Genomic DNA, 19,870 nt, shown 5'->3' on the forward strand with positions numbered 1-19,870 from the left:
CCCCGGGCCGCTTTGGCCCGGGGCGCCTTCACGTATCCGATCAGGTCTGTTTGATCTTGGCCGCCGGGGCGTCGGGGCCGCAGGACAGCCGGGCGGCTGTCAGCGCCGGCCTTCCCACCTTCGGGTTCCCTATCGGTTCGGAGCACTCGACGACGCCTGAGCCGTCGACGATCCAGCTTGTCGCGCGGCCCGCCACGCGCTCGCCGTCACCGCAGCTGTACTGGAAGTCGGCGGTGACCTGTCGCACCCAGGCGAAGTTCACGTAGGTCCCCGCGCCGTCGACGCTTGTGCTGTCCGCGTTCAGGTCCGGCGCGGACCGGCGGACATCGGCGAACGCGTAACCGTCGTCGTTGTCCGCGGCGTTCGTGTCTCCGATGTGAACGCCCAGCGAGCGGAGCGCGGCCTCGGCGTCGACCCGCGCCCCCTTCTCGAACGTGACGGCGACACGCGGAGTGTGGAGCGGCGCCAGCTTGTGCGTGAGCTTGCCGCCTCCCTTGCCGAGCTTCTGCTTCTCTGCGACACCGGTCAGGACGTCCCGCTTGTCGAGGTTGAACCATGCGTACGTGCCGTCCTCGCATGCCGTGGTCCCTGCGGAGACCGGTGCGGCGTCGGCCGCGCGGCTGCCCTTGCCGGTCGGCTCACCACCGTCGGACGTACAGGCAGCTGTGCCTGCGAGCAGCGCGGCAACGGCACATGCGGACAAGCAGGTCTGTCTGATCTTCATGCTCGTTCCCCCGTAGTCAAAGAGCATTGGTGAGGCAAACCCACTGGTCAATGGGTGGAGACGACATTGCCCGCCTGGGCCCCGCCGGGCAAGCGACTTGAGCGAGTTCTGAGCTGCCTCACGGGCTTTCCGCTGGGGAGCCTGCGTTCAGTCGTCGAGGCGGTCGTCATCGATGTCGACGGTGACGGTCCCCGGCGGGTAGTCGTCCTCCCGGTCGGTGAGGATGAGGTCGGTCTGAGGGCGCTGCGGGCTGGGCAGCGAGGCGTATAGGGCATGGCAGACGTCTGGTCCGCCCAGCCCGTCGCGCACCATGGTCGCGACTGCGACGGACGAGACTGTGTCGAGCGGTTCGATGTCGATGCCCGGCAGGGCGAGGGCACTCATGCCCGAGCCTGCGTCGGTGATTTCGGCCTGCATCAGGCAGAGGGCGGGCACGAGGAGATGCCGGAACGGGGAGGCGGCGGCATTGTCGGCGACACGAAGGAGTTTGCGGTGACCGCGGGCGATCGCCAGCACCGAGCTGGTGTCCAGGATGATCACGCGGCGTTGCCCCGCAGGGTGTTCTGGGCCTTCTCCGCCGCGATCTCGTAGACGCGCTCAAGCGCGTGCGGTGTGGAGTCGAATTCTTCGTCGGTGAGCGTGGAGTGCATGCGCTCGCGCATGATCCGGCGACTCTCTGCGACGCGGGCCCGCGTCTGCTCTGCGGTGAGCTGCTCGGCGGCCAGGGCTGCGACCAGTGCTCCTATCGTCGTCCCTCGCTCTTTGGCGAGTGCGGCGAGGTGGTCACGCGTGCCCTCGGGGACTTTGATGGTCGAATCAGCCATACCAGTCACGGTACACCGCGGCTCTACTTCAGGTACACCAAGCTTCATCGGCTTTCGCCTTTCGTGGCGAGGCGGAACCACACGTTCTTGCCGTTCGGGTAGTCCCGTACGCCCCACTCGTCGGCGCAGCTTTCGACGAGCGCCAGGCCTCGTCCCTGCTCGTCGTCCGCGTCGGCCGACTGCGGCTTTGGGCTACCCCCGCCGTGGTCCCATACGGAGACGCGGAAGTCTCCCGGCTCCCAGTCCATGCTCACGTAGGCGTCGGCCTCGCTGTACCGGTATGCGTTGGTGACCAGCTCCGAGGCGAGCAGCTCGACAGTGTCGACGATGCAGTCGAGACGGGCGGCCGCGAGCACGCTGCGGATGGTGGCCCTTACGACGCCGACCGCGCGGGGGTCGTGGGGGATGGACAGGCCGTACGACCACGGTTGTTCGGGCTTGAACATGTGGCAGCCTCTCAGTTGTGAGTGCACGCTGTGACTAAACCCATACCCAACGTAGCGGTATAAGTTGTGTATCCACAACCACCTTGCCTGGATAGGGTGTTGGTCAAGAGTGAATGAGGGAGGGCGTATGGGACTGCGGGCCAACCCGACCTGTAGGCAACGCCGGTTCGGGGCCGAAGTTCGAAAGTTGCGCGAGGGTATGGGCCTGACCGTTGCGCAGGGTGCCGCACGGATGGGGATGCAGGCGTCGCACATCAGCAACGTCGAGTCCGGCCGCACGGGTCTTTCGGCGGAGCGGGTGCGCGCCCTCGCAGGTGCGGCAAGTGGTGAATCCTCAACTCTCGTTGATGCACTCGTGGAACTGGGTCAGGATTCCGGCAAGGGCTGGTGGAGCAAGTACCGCCACGACTTGCGTCCCTCGCTGATGGATCTCGCCGAGCTGGAAGAGCGGGCGACCCGCATCGTCAGTTACGAGCCGGCGTTTGTGCCCGGCCTGCTCCAGACGCCGGAGTATGCGACGACCATGTATCGAGGCGGGTACACAAGCGCCTCACGTGAGGAGCAGGACCTCGAAGTCGAGTTCCGCGTGCGACGGCAGCAGGTGCTCGGCGGGGAGCGTCCGCCGACGTTCCACGCCGTCATTCACGAGGCGGCGCTGCACGCCACCTTGGGTGACCGGCAGGTCATGCGGGGGCAGTTGCTGCGGCTGATTGAGGCGTCCCGGCTCCCGAACGTCACGATCCAAGTCCTGCCGTTCGACGGCCCCGTACCGTTCGGTACATCCTTCACGCTGCTTGAGCCAACTGTGCCGGAGCTCAGCACGGTCGTCGTTGCCCACATCGAACGCTCCCTGTATCTGGGAGATGATGATGCGCTTGCCCGATACAACGACTGGTTCGCTAGGCTGCGGGACGTAGCCCTGCCCCCAGTTGACGCCGCGGCCCAGCCGGAGGCGCGTGCGGTGAAGGACTCCCTGGGGCTTGTGCAGCGGCTTCTGTACCCCCTGCTCTAGGAAGGCCTGCCCGCATGTCCCCACTCACTTGGCAGAAATCCAGCTTCAGCGAGGCGGGCGCCGACACCTGCATAGAGGTCGCCGCCGCACCCCCCACCCACACCCCCCACCTCCGCGAGAGCGATGACCCCGGCATCGTGCTGACCACCACCCCCGCCGCCCTTCGCGCCCTGCTGCGCGGCATCAAGGCCGGGTCGGGGCTGGCGGAAGGAGTGGGCGTACGCCGTTAGTGATGCTTTCCGGTGCGCGAACGGGCCCGTCGGCGTGCGGTACGTACCTCTCTGGGGTGATATGGGTGCTACGTGAGACCTGACGACGGACCCCAGGAGGGACCCCCATGCGCGGAGCCACGCACGCCAAGTGGACGACATGTGCCGTGGCCGTGGTCCTGGCCGTCGCCCTCGGGGCGACAGCCTGTGGCGGTGGCGGTGGTGGCGGGGCGTCGGACGTGGTCAGTTCGTCCTGGGGCGATCCGCCGAACCCGCTGGAGCCCTCGAACACCAACGAGGTGCAGGGCGGCAAGGTCCTCGACATGCTCTTCCGTGGCCTCAAGCGGTACGACCCGAAGACCGGCGAAGCCGAGGACATGCTCGCCGAGAAGATCGACACCACTGACTCGCAGAACTTCACCGTCACCATCAAGGACGGCTGGACCTTCAGCAACGGCGAAAAGGTCACCGCCAAGTCCTTCGTCGACGCCTGGAACTACGGCGCGCACCTCAAGAACAACCAGCGCAACGCCTACTTCTTCGGCTACATCGAGGGCTACGACAAGGTCCACCCCGAGAAGGGCAAGGCCACCGCCGAAACCCTCTCCGGCTTGAGGGTGAAGGACGACAGGACCTTCACCGTCAAGCTGACCCAGAAGTTCTCCACCTGGCCCAAGACCCTCGGTTACGCCGCCTTCGCCCCGCTCCCCAGGGCCTTCTTCGACGACCACGACGCCTGGCTCGCCAAGCCCGTCGGCAACGGGCCGTACACCGTCGAGTCGTACGTCAAGGGCTCACAGATGAGCATGCGCAAGTGGGAGCAGTACCCCGGGCCCGACAAGGCTCAGAACGGCGGCGTGGACCTCAAGGTCTACACCGACAACAACACCGCCTACACCGACCTCACCGCCGGCAACCTCGACCTCGTCGACGACGTACCGGCCTCCCAGCTCAAGAACGTCCGGGCCGACCTCGGCGACCGGTACATCAACACCCCGGCCGGCATCATCCAGACCCTCGCCTTCCCCCACTACGACGAGCGGTGGAAGGCCGACGGTCTGGAGAAGGTCCGCAAGGGGCTGTCCATGGCGATCAACCGGCAGCAGATCACCGACACGATCTTCCAGAAGACCCGCATCCCCGCCAAGGACTGGACCTCTCCGGTCCTCAAGGCGGAGGGCGGCTTCGACGACACGCTGTGCGGCGAGGCCTGCGAATTCAACGCGGCCGAGGCGAAGAAGCTGGTCGCGGCGGGCGGCGGCATCCCAGGCGGCACGCTGAAGATCACGTACAACGCGGACACCGGCTCCCACAAGGAGTGGGTCGACGCCGTCTGCAACAGCATCAACAACGCGCTGGGCAAGGACAAGGCTTGCACGGGCAACCCGGTCGGTACTTTCGCCGACTACCGCAACCAGATCACCGGCCGGAAGATGACCGGGCCCTTCCGGGCCGGCTGGCAGATGGACTACCCGCTGACCCAGAACTTCCTCCAGCCGCTCTACTACACGAACGCCTCGTCCAACGACGGCAAGTGGTCCAGCAAGGAGTTCGACAGGCTCACCGACGAGGCCAACGCCGAGAGTGACGTGGCAAAGGCGCTCGCGAAGTTCCGGGACGCGGAGAAGGTCGTACGCGACGAGATGGCCGCCATCCCGCTCTGGTACCAGAACGGCAGCGCCGGTTACTCCGAGAGGATCTCCAACGTGGCCCTGAACCCCTTCAGCGTTCCCGTCTACAACGAGATCACGGTCAACTGACTCCGACGCCGACCGGGCCGGCCACGCTGAGGCGCCGCCATACGAGGAGCCCTCCATGGGACGTTATGTGATCCGGCGTCTGCTGCAGATGATCCCGGTCTTCTTCGGCGCCACACTGCTGATCTTCCTGATGGTGAATGTGATGGGCGATCCCATCGCGGGACTCTGCGGCGACCGGCAGTGCGAGCCCGCGACCGCCGCCCGGCTGCGCGCGGAGTTCGGCCTCGACAAGCCCGTGTGGCAGCAATACCTCACGTACATGGGCAACGTCTTCACCGGAGACTTCGGCACCGCCTTCAACGGCCAGAAGGTCACCGAGCTCATGGGCACCGCCTTCCCCGTCACCATCCGGCTGACAGTCGTCGCCATCGTCTTCGAGATCGTCATCGGCATCAGCCTGGGCGTGCTCACGGGCCTGCGCCGCGGGCGCCCCGTCGACACCGGAGCCCTGCTCGTCACGCTCGTGGTCATCTCGATCCCGACCTTCGTCACCGGTCTGCTGCTCCAGCTGCTGCTCGGCGTGAAGTGGGGGGTCATCAGGCCGGCCGTCTCGCCCGACGCCAAGCTCGACGAGCTGCTGATCCCCGGCCTGGTCCTGGCCTCGGTCTCGCTGGCGTACGTCACCCGCCTCACCCGGACCTCCGTCGCCGAGAACTCCCGCGCCGACTACGTCCGTACGGCCGTCGCCAAGGGCCTGCCCAGACGGCGTGTCATCTCCCGCCACCTGCTGCGCAATTCACTCATCCCTGTCGTCACCTTCATCGGTACGGACGTGGGCGCGCTGATGGGCGGCGCGATCGTCACCGAGCGGATCTTCAACATCCACGGCGTCGGTTTCCAGCTGTACCAGGGCATCGTCCGGCAGAGCTCCCAGACCGTCGTCGGCTTCGTGACCGTCCTGGTGCTGGTCTTCCTGCTGGCGAACCTGATCGTCGACCTCTTGTACGCCGTACTCGACCCGAGGATCCGCTATGCCTGAGCCGAAATACGACGACGGGGGAGCCCCCGCGGCGACCGGCGCCGGCGGCGGCGCGGGCCTCGCCACGGGCAGGATGGACAACGGCGAGACGCCGGGGAGGACCCCGGGGGGCCCACAGGGCACGGGCCCCGCCTCGCTGGATCCATCAGCCGCCTCCGGCGGACGGGCGCGCAGCCTGTGGTCCGACGCCTGGCACGACCTGCGCCGCAACCCGGTCTTCATCGTCTCCGGGGTCGTCATCGCCTTCCTCGTCGTGATCTCGCTCTGGCCGTCGCTCATCGCGAGCGGCAACCCGCTCCAGTGCGACCTGGGCAAGGCCCAGGAGGGCTCCCAGCCCGGCCACCCCTTCGGCTTCGACCGGCAGGGCTGCGACGTCTACACACGGACCGTCTACGGCGCCAGGACCTCGGTGACGGTCGGCGTCTGCTCCACCCTCGGGGTGGCTCTGCTCGGTAGTGTCCTCGGGGGGCTCGCCGGCTTCTTCGGCGGCGCGTGGGACGCGCTGCTTTCCCGTATCACCGATGTCTTCTTCGGCATCCCGGTCGTCCTCGGCGGCCTCGTTTTCCTCTCCGTCATCACTAGCACCACCGTCTGGCCGGTGATCGGCTTCATCGTGCTGCTCGGGTGGCCGCAGATCGCCCGTATCGCGCGCGGGTCTGTCATCACCGCCAAACAGAACGACTACGTGCAGGCGGCGCGGGCGCTCGGCGCGAGCAACTCGCGGATGCTGCTGCGGCACGTCACGCCCAACGCCATCGCCCCGGTCATCGTCGTGGCGACCATCGCCCTCGGTACGTACATCTCGCTGGAAGCGACCCTCTCGTACCTCGGCGTCGGCCTGAAGCCGCCCGCCGTGTCCTGGGGCATCGACATCTCCGCCGCCTCGCAGTACGTCCGCAACGCCCCGCACATGCTGCTCTGGCCGGCGGGGGCGCTCGCGATCACGGTGCTGGCGTTCATCATGCTCGGCGACGCGGTGCGCGACGCCCTCGACCCCAAGCTGCGCTGAGGAGCCACGCGATGCCTGCCATGTTGCTCGAAGTGCGCGACCTGTACGTCGAATTCCGTACGCGCGACGGGGTCGCCAAGGCCGTGAACGGCGTCAACTACTCCGTCGCGGAGGGCGAGACGCTCGCCGTGCTCGGCGAGTCCGGCTCCGGGAAGTCTGTCACCGCGCAGGCGGTCATGGGCATCCTCGACATGCCGCCGGGGAAGGTCGCGGGCGGCGAGATCATCTTCCAGGGCCGCGATCTGCTGAAGCTCAAGGAGGACGAGCGGCGGAAGGTCAGGGGCCGGGAGATGGCCATGATCTTCCAGGACGCGCTGTCGTCGCTGAACCCCGTGCTCACGGTGGGGGAACAGCTGGGCGAGATGTTCGTCGTACACCGGGGGATGTCCAGGAAGGACGCGAAGGCGAAGGCCGTCGAGCTGATGGACCGGGTACGCATTCCGGCGGCCAGGGAGCGGGTCGGGCAGTACCCGCACCAGTTCTCCGGCGGCATGCGCCAGCGCATCATGATCGCGATGGCGCTGGCCCTGGAACCCTCGCTGATCATCGCGGACGAACCGACAACCGCGCTGGACGTGACCGTACAGGCACAGGTCATGGACCTGCTCGCGGAGTTGCGGCGCGAGCTCAACATGGGGCTCATCCTCATCACCCACGATCTGGGTGTGGTGGCCGACGTCGCGGACAAGATCGCGGTGATGTACGCGGGGCGGATCGTGGAGGAGGCGCCGGTCCACGACATCTACAAGGCGCCGGCCCACCCGTACACCAAGGGGCTGCTCGAATCGATCCCGCGCCTGGACCAGAAGGGCCAGGAGCTGTACGCGATCAAGGGCCTGCCGCCGAACCTCACGCACATCCCGCCCGGCTGCGCCTTCCACCCGCGCTGCCCGCTGGCCCGTGACGTGTGCCGCACGGACGTTCCGCCGCTGTACGAGGTGTCGGAGGACCGCGGGAGCGCGTGCCACTTCTGGCAGGAGGCGCTCAATGGCTGAGCCGATTCTGGAGGTCCGCGGGCTGCACAAGCACTATCCGCTCACCCAGGGCGTGGTCTTCAGGAAGCAGGTCGGCGCGGTGAAGGCGGTCGACGGTGTCGACCTCGACCTGGTGGCGGGCGAGACGCTCGGCATCGTGGGGGAGTCCGGCTGCGGCAAGTCGACGCTCGCCAGGCTGCTGGTCCATCTGGAGCGGCCGACGGCAGGGGTGATTCTTTACAAGGGCGAGGACATCACCAAGCTTTCGGGGCGGGCGCTGAAGGCGGTGCGGCGGAACATCCAGATGGTCTTCCAGGATCCGTACACGTCCTTGAATCCCCGAATGACGGTGGGCGACATTGTCGGTGAGCCGTACGAGATCCATCCCGAGGTGGCGCCGAAGGGCGACCGGCGGCGGAAGGTCCAGGATCTGCTGGACGTGGTCGGGCTCAACCCGGAGTACATCAACCGCTATCCGCACCAGTTCTCCGGTGGGCAGCGGCAGCGCATCGGCATCGCGCGGGGGCTCGCGCTCCATCCGGAGATCATCGTGGCGGACGAGCCGGTGTCGGCGCTGGATGTGTCGGTGCAGGCACAGGTCATCAACCTGCTGGACAAGCTTCAGAACGAGTTCAGCCTGAGCTATGTCTTCATCGCCCACGATCTGTCGATCGTGCGGCACATCTCGGACCGGGTGGGGGTCATGTACCTGGGGCGGATCGTGGAGATCGGCAAGGACGCCGAGATCTACGACCACCCGACGCACCCGTACACGCAGGCGCTGCTCTCCGCCGTGCCGGTGCCGGACCCGACGGCGCGGGAGCACCGCGAGCGGATCCTGCTGTCGGGGGACGTCCCGTCGCCCGCGAACATCCCCTCCGGCTGCCGGTTCCGCACGCGGTGCTGGAAGGCGGAGGAGCGGTGCGCGATGGAGGTGCCGTTGCTGGGGGTGCCGGCGGTTTTCCGGGGCGTGGACTCCTGGGCGGCCCATGACTCGGCGTGCCACTTCGCGGGGGAAAAGAGGGTGGTCCCGGCGAAGGGGGGAGGGGAGGGGTGGTAGGGGGCGCGGTGCCAGTGCGGTGCGCCTGCGGCGGGCTTTCCCCTACCCGCCCCTTCCCGAACTGGGGCAAGCCCCAGCCCCCAGACCACGCAGACGCCCTCCGGGCGTGTCCTCAAACGCCGGACGGGCTGGATTCGGCCGCACTATCCAGCCCCTCCGGCGTTTGAGGAGCCGCGTGAGGGGCGCAGCGGGAAGGGGCGGGGTGGGGAAAGGCCCCGCGCAGCGGCCCCCCGGCCCTACCGCCCCTTTAGCTCCCGGAGCGCCGGATCCAGCACCACCGCCTCCTCGCGCGCATCGGCCGCCGTAGTCGGCTCCTCCGGGAAGTGGCACGCCGTCAGGTGCCCCACCCCATTCCCCTCGATCCGAACCAGCGCCGGCTCCGACTCCCCGCACCGCTCCCGCGCCTTCCAGCACCGCGTACGGAACCGGCACCCCGACGGCGGATCGACCGGCGACGGTACGTCCCCGGCCAGCCGGATCCGCTCCCGCCCCCCGCCCGCCCCGGCCTCGTCCGCGTCCGTCAGCGCCGCCTCCGGCACCGCGGACAGCAGCGCGTGCGTGTACGGGTGACGGGGCCGGCCGTAGATCGAGTCGCGGTCGCCGACCTCGACCACCTTCCCGAGGTACATCACCGCCACGCGCTGCGAGAAGTGACGTACCACCGCCAGGTCGTGGGCGATGAAGAGGAACGCGATGCCCAGGTCCCGCTGGAGTTCCTGGAGCAGATTGACGACCTGCGCCTGGATCGAGACGTCGAGCGCCGACACCGGTTCGTCGGCCACGATCAGCTTCGGTTCGAGCGCCAGCGCCCGCGCCACACCGATGCGCTGACGCTGCCCGCCGGAGAATTCGTGCGGGAAGCGGTTGTAGTGCTCCGGGTTGAGCCCGACCGTCTCCAGCAGCTCCCGCACCCGCCGTTCCCGCCCGCCCGCCGGATTCAGGCCGTTGATCTCCATCGGGCCGGAGATGATCGCGCCGACCGTCTGCCGCGGATTCAGCGACGAGTAGGGGTCCTGGAAGATCATCTGGATCTCGGAGCGGATCGGCGCGAGCTGCTTGCGGCTCGCGTGCGTGATGTCCTTGCCCCGGTACGTGATGCGGCCCGCCGTCGGTTCGAGCAGTCGGGTCAGCAGCCGCCCCGTCGTCGACTTCCCGCACCCCGATTCGCCGACCAGGCCGAAGCTCATCCCGGCGTGCACGGTCAGGTCGATGCCGTCGACCGCCTGTACGGCGCCGACCCTCCGCCGGAAGGGAAAGCCCCCCAGGATGGGGAAATGTTTCGTAAGCCCCTCGGCGGACAGCAGCGCTTCACCGGCCGCCGCCGCGGGGTCCGCGTCGTCGCGCGGCGAGGGAATGGTGGCCTCTGGCGTCGCCATGTCGTAACTCTCCCTAACCCAGCCGGGGTTTGATCTGCTCGATGAAGAACGACCGCTTCTGCTCGGCGCTCAGATGACAGGCCGAACCGGGCCCCGCCCCGATCAGCGGCCGCTCGTCCTCGCACCGCGTCCCGCCCACCTCGGCCGGGAATCCGCAGCGCGGATGGAACGGGCACCCCGTGGGCGTCTCCAGCAGGCTCGGCGGGGCGCCGGGGATCGGCACAAGGGCCTGGGTGACGTCGGACTCCAGCCTGGTCATCGAGGTCAACAGGCCCCAGGTGTACGGATGCTGCGGCGCCCGCAGCACGTCCCGCACACTCCCGCGCTCCACCGCCCGCCCGGCGTACATCACCAGCAGTTCGTCGGCGGTGTTCGCGACCACGCCCAGGTCGTGCGTGATGAGGATGATCGCCGAGCCGAACTCCTGCTGGAGATCGCTCAGCAGGTCCAGGATCTGCGCCTGCACGGTCACGTCCAGCGCGGTCGTCGGCTCGTCCGCGATCAGCAGTTCCGGGTCGCAGACCAGCGCCATCGCGATCATCGCGCGCTGCCGCATACCCCCGCTGAACTGGTGCGGATAGTCGTGCGCGCGCAGCTTCGGCTGCGGGATGCCGACCCGCCCGAGCAGTTCGACGGCCCGCGCCCACGCGGCCTTCCTGGACGCGCCGGTGTGCTTGCGGTACGGCTCGGAGATCTGCCGGCCGATCGTGTAGTACGGCGACAGCGCGGTCAGCGAGTCCTGGAAGATCATCGCGACCTTGTTGCCGCGCAGCTTCTCCAGCGTCTTCTCACCGGCCCCCGTCATCTCCTGCCCGTCGAGCAGGATCTCGCCGCGGGTTTCCGTGTGCATCGGGTCGTGCAGTCCGAGCACCGACAGATTGGTTACGGACTTCCCCGACCCCGACTCGCCGACGATGCCGAGCGTGCGGCCGCGCTCCAGGTCGAAGGAGAGCCCGTCGACGGCCTTGACGATGCCGTCCTCGGTCGAGAAGTGGACGTACAGATCGCGTACGGACAGGAACGCGCGGCCCGATGCGTCGGCCGGGGTGCCCTCTGTCTTGGCCAGTGTGGTCACGTCGTCGTTCCCCGTCTCCTAGGACAGCCGCACACGCGGGTCGATGTACGCGTACAGGGCGTCCACGACGATGTTGGCGATCACGATCGCGGTGCAGCTGAAGAGCATCACGCCCATCAGCATGGGCAGATCGTTCTCGGTGACGGAGTTGACCGCGAGCCGCCCGAGGCCGTGCAGCGTGAAGGTGAACTCCGTGATCATCGCGCCGCCGAAGAGTGAGCCCAGGTCGATGCCGACGATGGTGATGATGGGCGCGATGGCGCCCCGCCAGGCGTACCGGAAGAAGACAGTCCGCCCCCTCATGCCCTTCGCCCTCGCGGTACGCACATGCTCCTCACCCAGCTGCTCGATCATCTGGGAGCGCGTCATACGGCTGTAGTTGGCGATGAAGATGATCGACAGCACCAGCCAGGGAAGCAGCATCCCCGCGAACCACTTGGCCGGGTTTTCGGTGAAGGGGAAGTACTCGGGCCGGTCGAAGACCCCCCAGGTGTCGACGAACAGCCACATCGCGATGACGCCGATGAAGTAGATCTGGAGCGAGTTGCCGATGAGCGAGAGCGAGCTGAAGAACTTGTCGGTGGCCGTGCCCCGCCGGGCGGCGGCGATCATGCCAATGGCGACGCCGGTGACGAGAAAGACGGCCGCGCCGCCGAAGGCGAGGGAGAGAGTGGTCGGGTAGCGGTCGAGGATGGTCTCCCAGACCGGCTGCGAGTCGTTGAAGGAGTAGCCGAGGCAGGGCGCCGGGCAGGCGCCGACCTCCATGTCGCGGCCCGCGAAGATGCCGACGACGTAGTGCCAGAACTGCACGGGGACGGGCTCGTCGAGCCCGAGATTCCTGTTGATCTGCTCGATCAGCACCGGGTCGCTGCAGTTCTTCCCGCAGGCCAGCAGGGCCGGCTCGGACGGCAGCGCGAAGAACAGGAAGAAGGTGATCGCGCAGATGAGAAAGATGATGACGAGCGCCCCGAGGGAGCGGCGTACGAGGAATCGAAGCATGGCGGTCGCTGGTCTTCCGGTACGGGCGCCGGGCGGCCCGCCGCAGGCATGCCCGGAGGCTGCCTGCGGCGGACGGCACGGCGGTCGGATGCGTACGAGAGCTACGGGAGAGCTGCACGCGAGCAGCAGCTACTTGACGAAGACCCCGGTCGGGTCCGCCGTGCCGTACACGGAGTGGTACTTCACGCCGCCGATGCCCGAACCCCAGATGGACCACTGGCGGTTGTAGAAGATCGGCACGGCCGGGACGTGCTCGGTGAGGATCTTCTCCGAGAGCTTGACCCACTCCCCGGACGCGGTCTTGACGTCCGAGATCGCCTTGATCCGGTCGATCTCCGCGTCCACCCCGGCGTCCTTCAGCAGCCAGTAGTTCTGGCCGCCGTCCGCCACGCCGCGCCCGTCGAAGAGCGGCGGGACGACGGTGGAGCCGACGGGCCAGTCGGCGCCCCAGGACGCACGGTGGATGTCGATCTTCTTGTTGATCTTGGAGATCTCGGTGGAGTAGTTGTTGGAGTCGATCTCCTTCTTCTGCACCGTGAAGCCGGCCTTCTCCAGTGCCTGGGCGACCACGACCGAGACCTTCTGGTATTCGGTGGTGTTGGGGTAGGCGTAGACGATCTCCTGCCCCTCCTTGCCCCCTTCCTTCAGCAGCGCCTTGGCCTTGACCGGGTCACCGTTGGGCTTGGTCTTCTTCCCGAAGGGATCGCTGTCCTTCCAGCCCGCGAGCGACGGCGCCATCAGATTCCCCGCCACCTGACCGGCGTTGGGGCCGCCGAACTGGCCGAGGATCTGCCCGTTGGGCAGGGCGTACGCGAGCGCCTCACGCACCTTCTTGTCCTTGATGCGCGCCATGTTGATGGCCATGTAGTCGACGTACGGCTGAACCTCGTTGAACGACCGCGACTTGGCGTCCGCATCACCCTTCACCGAGGGCCCGACCTCGATCGTCACGGCATTGGTGAAGGACATCGCGTTCTTGTCGCTCCCGCGGTCGGCCAGCAGCCGACGCCCGGAGTCCGGCTCCTGCACACCGAAGCGGATGTCGAACTTGTCCGGGTACTGGTGGCGGATCGGGTCGCTCTTCGGGTCCCAGTTCTCGTTGCGCACCAGCGTGAGCTGCTTGCCCGCCTTGAGCGCCTCGATCTTGTACGGGCCGGACGACACCGGGTGCGTGTCGTACTTCTTCCCGGTGTCCTTGCCGCCCTTCGCCGGTACGGCGCCGACGTTCGGCATGGCGACGGCGTACGGCGTGTCCGCGTGCGGCTGCTGGAAGTGGAAGACGATCGTCTTCTCGTCCGGGGTGTCGAGCACGCTCGCCGGCAGGTGCTTGCCCTTGTACGGGCCGTCCGGCAGCGCCTTGCGGAACTCCTGGCCCTCGCCGGAGAGCCACTGCGGGATGTAGAGCGGCCCGTCGGTCGCCCACGGCGCGTACAGCCGCTCGACGGCCTGGCGCACATCGGCCGAGGTGATCGGCGTACCGTCCTCGAACTTCAGGTTGTCCTTGAGCGTGTACGTCCAGGTCTTGCCGCCGTCGGAGACCTTGCCGGTGTCGGTGGCGAGGTCGCCGACCAGTTTGACCTGACCCTTCTCGTCGACCTTGTACGAGGTGAGGGAGCGGTTGTAGAGCATCTGGACGGTGAGCTGGTCGGCGTAGTAGATCTGCGCCGGGTCCAGGTGGGTGAAGGCGTCGCGCTGGAGGACGTTGACCGTCCCGCCCTGCTTGGCGCCGGGCACCTCGGGGGCGGGCCCGGTCGAGTCCGCCTTCGTACCGAGCGAGTAGTTCTCGGCCCGGTTCTTGTCGGGCCCCTTGGGCGGCTCGCTGCCCTCGCCACCCCCTCCGCCCCCGCCGCCGCTGCTGCACGCCGAGAGCACGAGCGCTCCGACAGCGAGACCCACGGCCCCCAGCCGTCCTCTGTTCCTCATGGACGTCCTCATGGAATATCGCACCTGCCTGTCCGTCGTTGCCTGTGGTGCCGATGCCGTACGTACAGTGGCCAGTGGCCAGTGGCCAGTGGCCAGCGGTCAGCGGTCTTCGGCGGTCAGCGCTTCGTCTTCGGATCGAAGGCGTCCCGCACCGAGTCCCCGAGCAGGTTGAACGCGACGACGAAGATCACCATCGCGATGCCGGGGAAGAACATGTAGGTGATGTCGTTCTCGTAGTGACGGGCGCCCGCGGCGAACATCCGGCCCCAGTCGGGCGTCGGCTCGATGATCCCCACGCCGAGGAAGGACAGCCCGGCCTCGACCGTCACGAACGTCGGCAGCATCAGCGTCGACTGGACGAGCAGCGGGGTCCACAGATTCGGCAGTAGCTCCTTGCGGATGATCCGCCAGGGCGAGGCGCCGGTCACCTTCGCGGCCTCCACGAACTCCCGCTCCCGCAGCGAGAGCACCTGGCCGCGCAGGATGCGGGCGAGGCCCATCCAGCCCAGCGCCCACATCACGATGATCAGCGTGATGACACGCAGATAGGTGGGCGTCTCCTTCTCCGGGCTGACGAAGAGGGCATACACGACGGGGGTGAAGGCGACGAACGACAGCTGGGCGGGGAAGGCGAGCAGCAGGTCGATGAAGCGGCCCAGGAAGTAGTCGGTCCTGCCGCCCATGTACCCGGCGGTGACGCCGATCAGAATGCCGGTGACCACGCAGAGGACGGTGGTGGCGGTAGCGATCATGAGCGACGTACGCATGCCGTAGAAGAGCTGCGTGAACACGTCGCGGCCGAGGCCGGGTTCGAGGCCGAACCAGAATTCTCCGTCGATTCCGCCGTTCGGTTTCGTCGGATAGAAGAATTCGTTCAGCAGGCCGGGGCGCTCGATTCCGTAGGTGGTGTACGGGTCCTTTCCGTACAGCCGGGAAATGACCGGAGCGAGGAGCGCCGCGGCGAAGAATAAGATCACGACGTACGCGGAGACGACCCCCGCTCTGTCCCGCTTGAACCGCCGCCACATGAGCTGCCCGGGGGAGCGTCCGGCGAGCACGGACGGGGCGTCAACTTCTGTTCCAGCAGCCCGGGATGCACTCGTCATCGCGTCACGTCCCCACCGAGAAACACTCGAAGATGAGCGGACTGTGGCAATGCGGGTCTACGCGAGTCAAGAGCCTGGACACATCTTGAGCGAAGGTTATGCAAATCGAGGTGGCTGCGTGCTTGACGGGGTGCGGCGGTGGGCGACATCGCGCCATGAATGCCGATCAAGTTCGTTAACACGCAAGCAACTTGGCTGACGCGACTCCGATATACGAACGCGCCATGCTGAACAGCGTACGGCCGTGCGGGTGCCGTTGCCCGGCCGGAGGCGCGCCATGTCGCCTCCGGCCGGGCGCCTGTGCCTCCGGCTTGTTGACCCGGCCCCCGGGGTGCGCCGTGCCGGGGCTGTTGAGCGGCCCCACGGGCCCCACCCCACGGGGCTCCGCCCCTCACGCGGCGGAGCCGCAAAGTGTCACAGCGGGAAGGGGCCGGTAGGGGAAAGCCCCGCAGGCTTACGCCGGCCCCAGTGACCTCCGCAGGAAGTCCACCTGGAGCAGCAGCAAGTTCTCCGCGACCTGCTCCTGGGGAGTCATGTGCGTAACTCCCGACAACGGCAGCACCTCATGCGGCCGCCCCGCGGCCAGCAGCGCCGACGACAGCCGGAGCGAGTGCGCCATCACCACATTGTCGTCCGCCAGCCCATGGATGATCATCAGCGGCCGGTGCTCATCGGCCGGCCGGGACAGCTGCCCCTCCTCGGTGACAAGAGAGTTCGCGGCGTACACCTCCGGCCGGCTGCCCGGATCCCCGAGATACCGCTCCGTGTAGTGCGTGTCGTACAGCCGCCAGTCGGTGACCGGCGCGCCCGCGATCCCCGCGTGGAAGACATCGGGGCGCCGCAGCACCGCGAGCCCCGCCAAGTAGCCCCCGTACGACCAGCCGCGGATCGCGACCCGTCCCAGATCCAGTGGAAAGTCCTCGGCCAGCGCGTGCAGCGCCTCCACCTGATCGTCGAGCGTGAGCACAAACGAGTCCCTGATCGCCTTCTCCCACCCGGGCGAGCGCCCCGGCGTGCCGCGTCCGTCGGCGACGACCACCGCGAACCCCTGGTCGGCGAACCACTGCGAGGTGAGGTGGGCATTGTGGGCGGCGACGACGCGCCGCGCGTGCGGCCCTCCGTACGGGTCCATCAGCACCGGAAGCGGCCCGTCCCCCTCCTCGTAACCCGTCGGCAGCAGAACGGCGCACGGAATCCGCCGCGCGCCCCCCTCCACGAGCCGCACCCGCGCCCGCAGCACAGGCTCCTCGGCGTACGACGCCACCACCGCCTCCCGCTTGCCGTCGCGCAACACCCGCACCACCGTGCCGCTGCTTTCCGGACACGCCGAAGCCAGTACGGTGACCCCGCCCGCCCGGACCGCGGAGTGCACCCCGGGCCCCTCCGAAAGGCGCTCCACGCCCAGCTCGTTGACCCGGTAGACATGCACCTCACCGGTCTCCGGAGCGGCCGCCTCCGCCCCCGCCGAAGCGGAAATCAGCACATCATCGTCCGATACGTCCAGTACCGCCCGCACCTGCAACTGCGGCCCGGTCAGGGCCCGGTCGCCGACGGTCAGGACCCGCGCCCCGCCCTCGTCCGCGATCCGTACGAGCCGCCCGTCCGGCGCCCAGACCGGCACCCCGTCGAAAAGATCCAGCCACACCGCGTCCTCGTCCACGTGCACGGTCCGCGTCGCACCGGTCCCGGGGTCCACCGCCAGGTACAGCTGGCTGCGCTGGTCCCGCGACTGCACGAGCAGCAGCGGCGCGCCCCCCTGCGACCAGTGGACCCGCGCCAGATACGGATGCCGGGCCCGGTCCCACACCACCTCCGTACGCTCGCCACCCTCATCGAGCCCGTACAGGAAGAGCCGCACCTCGGCATTGGGCGTCCCCGCAGCCGGGTACGCGACCCGCGCCGGCTCGCGCTCCGGCTGTGCCGGGTCCGCGATCCACCAGCGCGTCACGGCCGTGTCGTCGGCGCGGGCCACCAGCAGCCGGTCCGATTCCGGCGACCACCAGAAGCCGCGCGAGCGGGCCATCTCCTCCGCCGCGACGAATTCCGCCAGACCGTACGTCGTGTTCTCGTCCTCCGGCTCGGCGAGCGCCCGGTCGCCGTCGCCCTCCGCGCCGATCACCCGCAGGGCGCCCCCGGCGACGTACGCGACATGCAGGCCGTCGGGCGACGGCCGGGGGTCGAGGACCGGCCCCGCCGCCGGCAGTTCCCGCGCGGTGCCGGCCCGCAGCTCGGCCGCGAAAAGCCGCCCCGACAGCGTGAACGCCGCCAGCTCCACGGCCGCGTCGACGGCGTAACCGACAATCCCCGCAGAGCCTTCCCGGCTGCGCTCGCGCCGCGCCCTCTCCTGCGCGGACAGCTGCTCGGCGGCGCCGTCGAGCAGCTCTCCGGGATCCGCGGCGATGCGCTCCTGCGCGCCCCCCTCAAGATCGAGCACCCGGAGCAGGTTTGCCCGATCGGTGCCGGAGGAGGAGCGGAGGAACACCACACGCGTCCCGTCGGGCGACACCGTGAACGCGCGAGGCGCCCCCAGGGTGAAGCGCTGCGTCCTGGCGTGCTGCCGGGGGAAGGAGAGCTGATTAGACGTCATATGCCCGAAGCTACCGCCCATCGGCAAACGCCATGCGCCCCTCGTGCTGCCGTGCACCGATCAATGCGTACGCACGGATAGTTATGATCCGTAGCGCTTGGTGGGTATGAACCTGCTGGCGACTGTCCGCATGCCCGATTTCGACCTGAGTAAGTGGAGGTGAACCGCCGTGGCACTCTCGATTTCGGCGGTAGTGCTGTTGGCGATCATCGTCATCCTGATGGTCCGGAAATCAGGTCTCAAAGCCGGACATGCGGTGGTTTGCGTGCTGCTCGGCTTCTATCTCGCCAGCTCTTCCATCGCCCCCACAATCAACGAACTGACCACGAACGTGGCCGGGATGATCGGGGGCATCAAGTTCTGAGCGGCGCCTCGTAGGGTGGTCCCATGACGGACCAGGACCACCCAGGCCGTCGTCTGCTTCTGGTGCACGCGCACCCCGACGACGAGTCGATCAACAACGGCGCCACCATGGCCAAGTACGCCGCCGAGGGCGCCGGGGTCACGTTGGTGACCTGCACTCTCGGCGAGGAGGGCGAGGTCATCCCGCCCGCCCTCGCGCACCTGGCCGCCGACCGCGACGACACCCTCGGCGCCCACCGCGTCGCCGAACTGGCCGCCGCGATGAAGGAACTGGGGGTCACCGACCACCGCTTCCTCGGCGGCCCCGGCCGGTTCCGCGACTCCGGAATGATGGGCGCCCCGCAGAACCACCGCGAAGGCGCCTTCTGGGCCACGCCGGTGGACGAGGCGGCGGCGTACCTCGTCGAGGTGATCCGTTCCGTACGCCCGCAGGTCCTCGTCACGTACGACCCGGACGGCGGCTACGGCCACCCCGACCACATCCAGGCCCACCGCGTCGCGATGCGCGCGGCGGACCTCGCGGCCGACGCGGAGTTCCGCCCGGACCTCGGAGCGCCGCACACCATCGCCAAGATCTACTGGAACCGCGTGCCGCGCAGCTACGCCGAGGACGGCTTCGGCCGCCTGAGCGCGGCCCCGGTGACCTTCCCCGGAACCGGCTCCGTGGACGACATCCCCGGAGTGGTCGACGACACGGTGATCACCACGGAGATCGACGGCACGCCGTACGCCGCGGCCAAGATCGCGGCGATGCGCGCCCACGCCACCCAGATCGCGGTGGAGGGCGACTTCTTCGCCCTCTCCAACAACCTCGGACAGCCCGTCCTCACGACGGAGTTCTACGAGCTGGTACGAGGTGAATCGGCACCGGGCAACCGCGCCGGTTCCGCCGGCAGCCGCGAAACCGACCTCTTCGCGGGAGTGACGTCATGACCCTGACCCCGGCCCGTATCGGCGCGTACGCCCTCCTCGTCCTCCTCGGCGCGATCACCGGCGCGGCGGGCGTCCTCGTCCACGCGGCGTGGTTCCCCGGCGGCCTGCTGCTGGCGCTGCTCGCGACGACCGGCCTTTTCTACGGCGGCATGCACGCCACGGGCACCCGGTCCGGCGTCGGCGCGTCCGCCGCCGGATGGCTCGTGGCCATCGTCCTGCTGACCGTCAGCCGCCCCGAGGGTGACCTGCTCATCGGCGGCAGCTCCGTCTCGTACGCCTACATGCTGGGCGGAATGGCCATCGCTGTGATCTGTGCCACGATGCTTCAACTGCCGCAAGCGGGCGCGGTGGGCGCCCGACTTGGCAAATGACGTACCACTTGAGTCCGTGAATCGGCCGCGCCCGCACAGCCGTCGCAACCCGGCTGCCAAGGGTGCGGGGCGCCTGTCGGCGGCGGCCAGTATGGTGGTGCGCGCCGCCGAGCCGCCCGCAGTACCAGGTAAGAGCGGGC

At 68.4% G+C, this 19,870-nt stretch carries 20 protein-coding genes; 10 read left to right on the top strand and 10 right to left on the bottom strand.

Annotation, left to right across the window (positions count from 1 at the left end):
• Positions 1–40: 40 nt before the first annotated feature.
• The 4 genes from J7E89_RS19625 to J7E89_RS19640 form a co-directional block, all read right to left on the bottom strand.
• On the bottom strand, positions 41–724 hold the full coding sequence (locus J7E89_RS19625; RefSeq protein ID WP_214975256.1) for a hypothetical protein: 684 nt from the start codon (positions 722–724) through the stop codon (positions 41–43).
• A gap of 147 nt (positions 725–871) precedes the next feature.
• Positions 872–1,264 carry a hypothetical protein gene (locus J7E89_RS19630; protein ID WP_214975258.1) on the bottom strand — a complete coding sequence of 131 codons (393 nt, stop codon included), beginning with the start codon at positions 1,262–1,264 and terminating at the stop codon, positions 872–874.
• On the bottom strand, positions 1,261–1,548 hold the full coding sequence (locus tag J7E89_RS19635; protein WP_214975260.1) for a hypothetical protein: 288 nt from the start codon (positions 1,546–1,548) through the stop codon (positions 1,261–1,263). Before J7E89_RS19635 ends, J7E89_RS19630 begins: the two co-directional genes overlap by 4 nt.
• A 44-nt stretch (positions 1,549–1,592) precedes the next feature.
• A complete protein-coding gene (locus J7E89_RS19640; protein WP_214975262.1) occupies positions 1,593–1,994 on the bottom strand; it encodes an ATP-binding protein in 402 nt (133 codons plus the stop codon).
• Between the two features lie 127 nt (positions 1,995–2,121).
• Between J7E89_RS19640 and J7E89_RS19645 the strand changes: the two genes are divergently transcribed.
• The 7 genes from J7E89_RS19645 (at position 2,122) to J7E89_RS19675 (ending at position 8,997) form a co-directional block, all read left to right on the top strand.
• On the top strand, positions 2,122–3,006 hold the full coding sequence (locus tag J7E89_RS19645) for a helix-turn-helix transcriptional regulator (protein ID WP_214975264.1): 885 nt from the start codon (positions 2,122–2,124) through the stop codon (positions 3,004–3,006).
• A 14-nt stretch (positions 3,007–3,020) separates the two neighbouring features.
• On the top strand, positions 3,021–3,236 hold the full coding sequence (locus tag J7E89_RS19650; RefSeq protein ID WP_214975267.1) for a DUF397 domain-containing protein: 216 nt from the start codon (positions 3,021–3,023) through the stop codon (positions 3,234–3,236).
• 107 nt (positions 3,237–3,343) lie between these two features.
• Positions 3,344–4,975: an ABC transporter substrate-binding protein gene (locus J7E89_RS19655; protein WP_214975270.1), complete on the top strand. Its 1,632-nt coding sequence runs from the start codon at positions 3,344–3,346 to the stop codon at positions 4,973–4,975.
• Positions 4,976–5,030: 55 nt separating this feature from the next.
• A complete protein-coding gene (locus J7E89_RS19660) occupies positions 5,031–5,954 on the top strand; it encodes an ABC transporter permease (RefSeq protein ID WP_214975273.1) in 924 nt (307 codons plus the stop codon).
• On the top strand, positions 5,947–6,963 hold the full coding sequence (locus tag J7E89_RS19665; protein ID WP_214975275.1) for an ABC transporter permease: 1,017 nt from the start codon (positions 5,947–5,949) through the stop codon (positions 6,961–6,963). Before J7E89_RS19660 ends, J7E89_RS19665 begins: the two co-directional genes overlap by 8 nt.
• Positions 6,964–6,983: 20 nt before the next feature.
• Positions 6,984–7,958, top strand: coding sequence for an ABC transporter ATP-binding protein (locus tag J7E89_RS19670; RefSeq protein ID WP_214975374.1), 975 nt, complete (start codon positions 6,984–6,986; stop codon positions 7,956–7,958).
• A complete protein-coding gene (locus J7E89_RS19675) occupies positions 7,951–8,997 on the top strand; it encodes an ABC transporter ATP-binding protein (protein ID WP_214975277.1) in 1,047 nt (348 codons plus the stop codon). The genes J7E89_RS19670 and J7E89_RS19675 overlap by 8 nt, the downstream gene beginning before the upstream one ends.
• 236 nt (positions 8,998–9,233) lie before the next feature.
• Here J7E89_RS19675 and J7E89_RS19680 read toward each other — a convergent pair whose 3' ends face one another.
• The 6 genes from J7E89_RS19680 to J7E89_RS19705 form a co-directional block, all read right to left on the bottom strand.
• Complete coding sequence (locus J7E89_RS19680; protein WP_214975279.1) at positions 9,234–10,373, bottom strand: ABC transporter ATP-binding protein; 1,140 nt, start codon at positions 10,371–10,373, stop codon at positions 9,234–9,236.
• A gap of 13 nt (positions 10,374–10,386) precedes the next feature.
• Positions 10,387–11,448, bottom strand: a complete 1,062-nt coding sequence (locus J7E89_RS19685; protein ID WP_214975281.1) for an ABC transporter ATP-binding protein — start codon at positions 11,446–11,448, stop codon at positions 10,387–10,389.
• A gap of 18 nt (positions 11,449–11,466) precedes the next feature.
• The gene (locus tag J7E89_RS19690; protein WP_214975283.1) at positions 11,467–12,447 is read right to left on the bottom strand and encodes an ABC transporter permease; all 981 of its coding nucleotides are present in this window, start codon (positions 12,445–12,447) and stop codon (positions 11,467–11,469) included.
• A gap of 129 nt (positions 12,448–12,576) precedes the next feature.
• Positions 12,577–14,370, bottom strand: coding sequence for an ABC transporter substrate-binding protein (locus J7E89_RS19695; protein WP_251060780.1), 1,794 nt, complete (start codon positions 14,368–14,370; stop codon positions 12,577–12,579).
• A gap of 116 nt (positions 14,371–14,486) precedes the next feature.
• Positions 14,487–15,476: an ABC transporter permease gene (locus tag J7E89_RS19700; RefSeq protein ID WP_251060781.1), complete on the bottom strand. Its 990-nt coding sequence runs from the start codon at positions 15,474–15,476 to the stop codon at positions 14,487–14,489.
• A gap of 454 nt (positions 15,477–15,930) precedes the next feature.
• Complete coding sequence (locus J7E89_RS19705; protein WP_214975287.1) at positions 15,931–18,063, bottom strand: prolyl oligopeptidase family serine peptidase; 2,133 nt, start codon at positions 18,061–18,063, stop codon at positions 15,931–15,933.
• A 169-nt stretch (positions 18,064–18,232) separates the two neighbouring features.
• Between J7E89_RS19705 and J7E89_RS19710 the strand changes: the two genes are divergently transcribed.
• From J7E89_RS19710 to J7E89_RS19720, 3 genes are read left to right on the top strand one after another with little or no spacing between them, the layout of a single operon-like run.
• Positions 18,233–18,427 carry a hypothetical protein gene (locus J7E89_RS19710; RefSeq protein ID WP_138896464.1) on the top strand — a complete coding sequence of 65 codons (195 nt, stop codon included), beginning with the start codon at positions 18,233–18,235 and terminating at the stop codon, positions 18,425–18,427.
• A 23-nt stretch (positions 18,428–18,450) separates the two neighbouring features.
• The gene (gene mshB, locus J7E89_RS19715) at positions 18,451–19,359 is read left to right on the top strand and encodes an N-acetyl-1-D-myo-inositol-2-amino-2-deoxy-alpha-D-glucopyranoside deacetylase (RefSeq protein ID WP_214975289.1); all 909 of its coding nucleotides are present in this window, start codon (positions 18,451–18,453) and stop codon (positions 19,357–19,359) included.
• Positions 19,356–19,730, top strand: coding sequence for a DUF6113 family protein (locus J7E89_RS19720; protein WP_214975290.1), 375 nt, complete (start codon positions 19,356–19,358; stop codon positions 19,728–19,730). The genes mshB and J7E89_RS19720 overlap by 4 nt, the downstream gene beginning before the upstream one ends.
• The last annotated feature ends 140 nt before the right edge of the window (positions 19,731–19,870 follow it).

It is taken from the genome of Streptomyces sp. ISL-100, assembly GCF_018614615.1.
GTDB lineage: Bacteria > Actinomycetota > Actinomycetes > Streptomycetales > Streptomycetaceae > Streptomyces.

Excerpts from the sequence above, each read along its gene's own strand:
- J7E89_RS19625 (WP_214975256.1), bottom strand. The coding sequence starts at position 724 with ATGAAGATCAGACAGACCTGCTTGTCCGCATGTGCCGTTGCCGCGCTG.
- J7E89_RS19635 (WP_214975260.1), bottom strand. The coding sequence starts at position 1,548 with ATGGCTGATTCGACCATCAAAGTCCCCGAGGGCACGCGTGACCACCTC.
- J7E89_RS19640 (WP_214975262.1), bottom strand. The coding sequence starts at position 1,994 with ATGTTCAAGCCCGAACAACCGTGGTCGTACGGCCTGTCCATCCCCCAC.
- J7E89_RS19645 (WP_214975264.1), top strand. The coding sequence starts at position 2,122 with ATGGGACTGCGGGCCAACCCGACCTGTAGGCAACGCCGGTTCGGGGCC.
- J7E89_RS19650 (WP_214975267.1), top strand. The coding sequence starts at position 3,021 with ATGTCCCCACTCACTTGGCAGAAATCCAGCTTCAGCGAGGCGGGCGCC.
- J7E89_RS19655 (WP_214975270.1), top strand. The coding sequence starts at position 3,344 with ATGCGCGGAGCCACGCACGCCAAGTGGACGACATGTGCCGTGGCCGTG.
- J7E89_RS19660 (WP_214975273.1), top strand. The coding sequence starts at position 5,031 with ATGGGACGTTATGTGATCCGGCGTCTGCTGCAGATGATCCCGGTCTTC.
- J7E89_RS19665 (WP_214975275.1), top strand. The coding sequence starts at position 5,947 with ATGCCTGAGCCGAAATACGACGACGGGGGAGCCCCCGCGGCGACCGGC.
- J7E89_RS19670 (WP_214975374.1), top strand. The coding sequence starts at position 6,984 with ATGTTGCTCGAAGTGCGCGACCTGTACGTCGAATTCCGTACGCGCGAC.
- J7E89_RS19675 (WP_214975277.1), top strand. The coding sequence starts at position 7,951 with ATGGCTGAGCCGATTCTGGAGGTCCGCGGGCTGCACAAGCACTATCCG.
- J7E89_RS19680 (WP_214975279.1), bottom strand. The coding sequence starts at position 10,373 with ATGGCGACGCCAGAGGCCACCATTCCCTCGCCGCGCGACGACGCGGAC.
- J7E89_RS19690 (WP_214975283.1), bottom strand. The coding sequence starts at position 12,447 with ATGCTTCGATTCCTCGTACGCCGCTCCCTCGGGGCGCTCGTCATCATC.
- J7E89_RS19695 (WP_251060780.1), bottom strand. The coding sequence starts at position 14,370 with ATGAGGAACAGAGGACGGCTGGGGGCCGTGGGTCTCGCTGTCGGAGCG.
- J7E89_RS19700 (WP_251060781.1), bottom strand. The coding sequence starts at position 15,476 with ATGACGAGTGCATCCCGGGCTGCTGGAACAGAAGTTGACGCCCCGTCC.
- J7E89_RS19705 (WP_214975287.1), bottom strand. The coding sequence starts at position 18,063 with ATGACGTCTAATCAGCTCTCCTTCCCCCGGCAGCACGCCAGGACGCAG.
- mshB (WP_214975289.1), top strand. The coding sequence starts at position 18,451 with ATGACGGACCAGGACCACCCAGGCCGTCGTCTGCTTCTGGTGCACGCG.
- J7E89_RS19720 (WP_214975290.1), top strand. The coding sequence starts at position 19,356 with ATGACCCTGACCCCGGCCCGTATCGGCGCGTACGCCCTCCTCGTCCTC.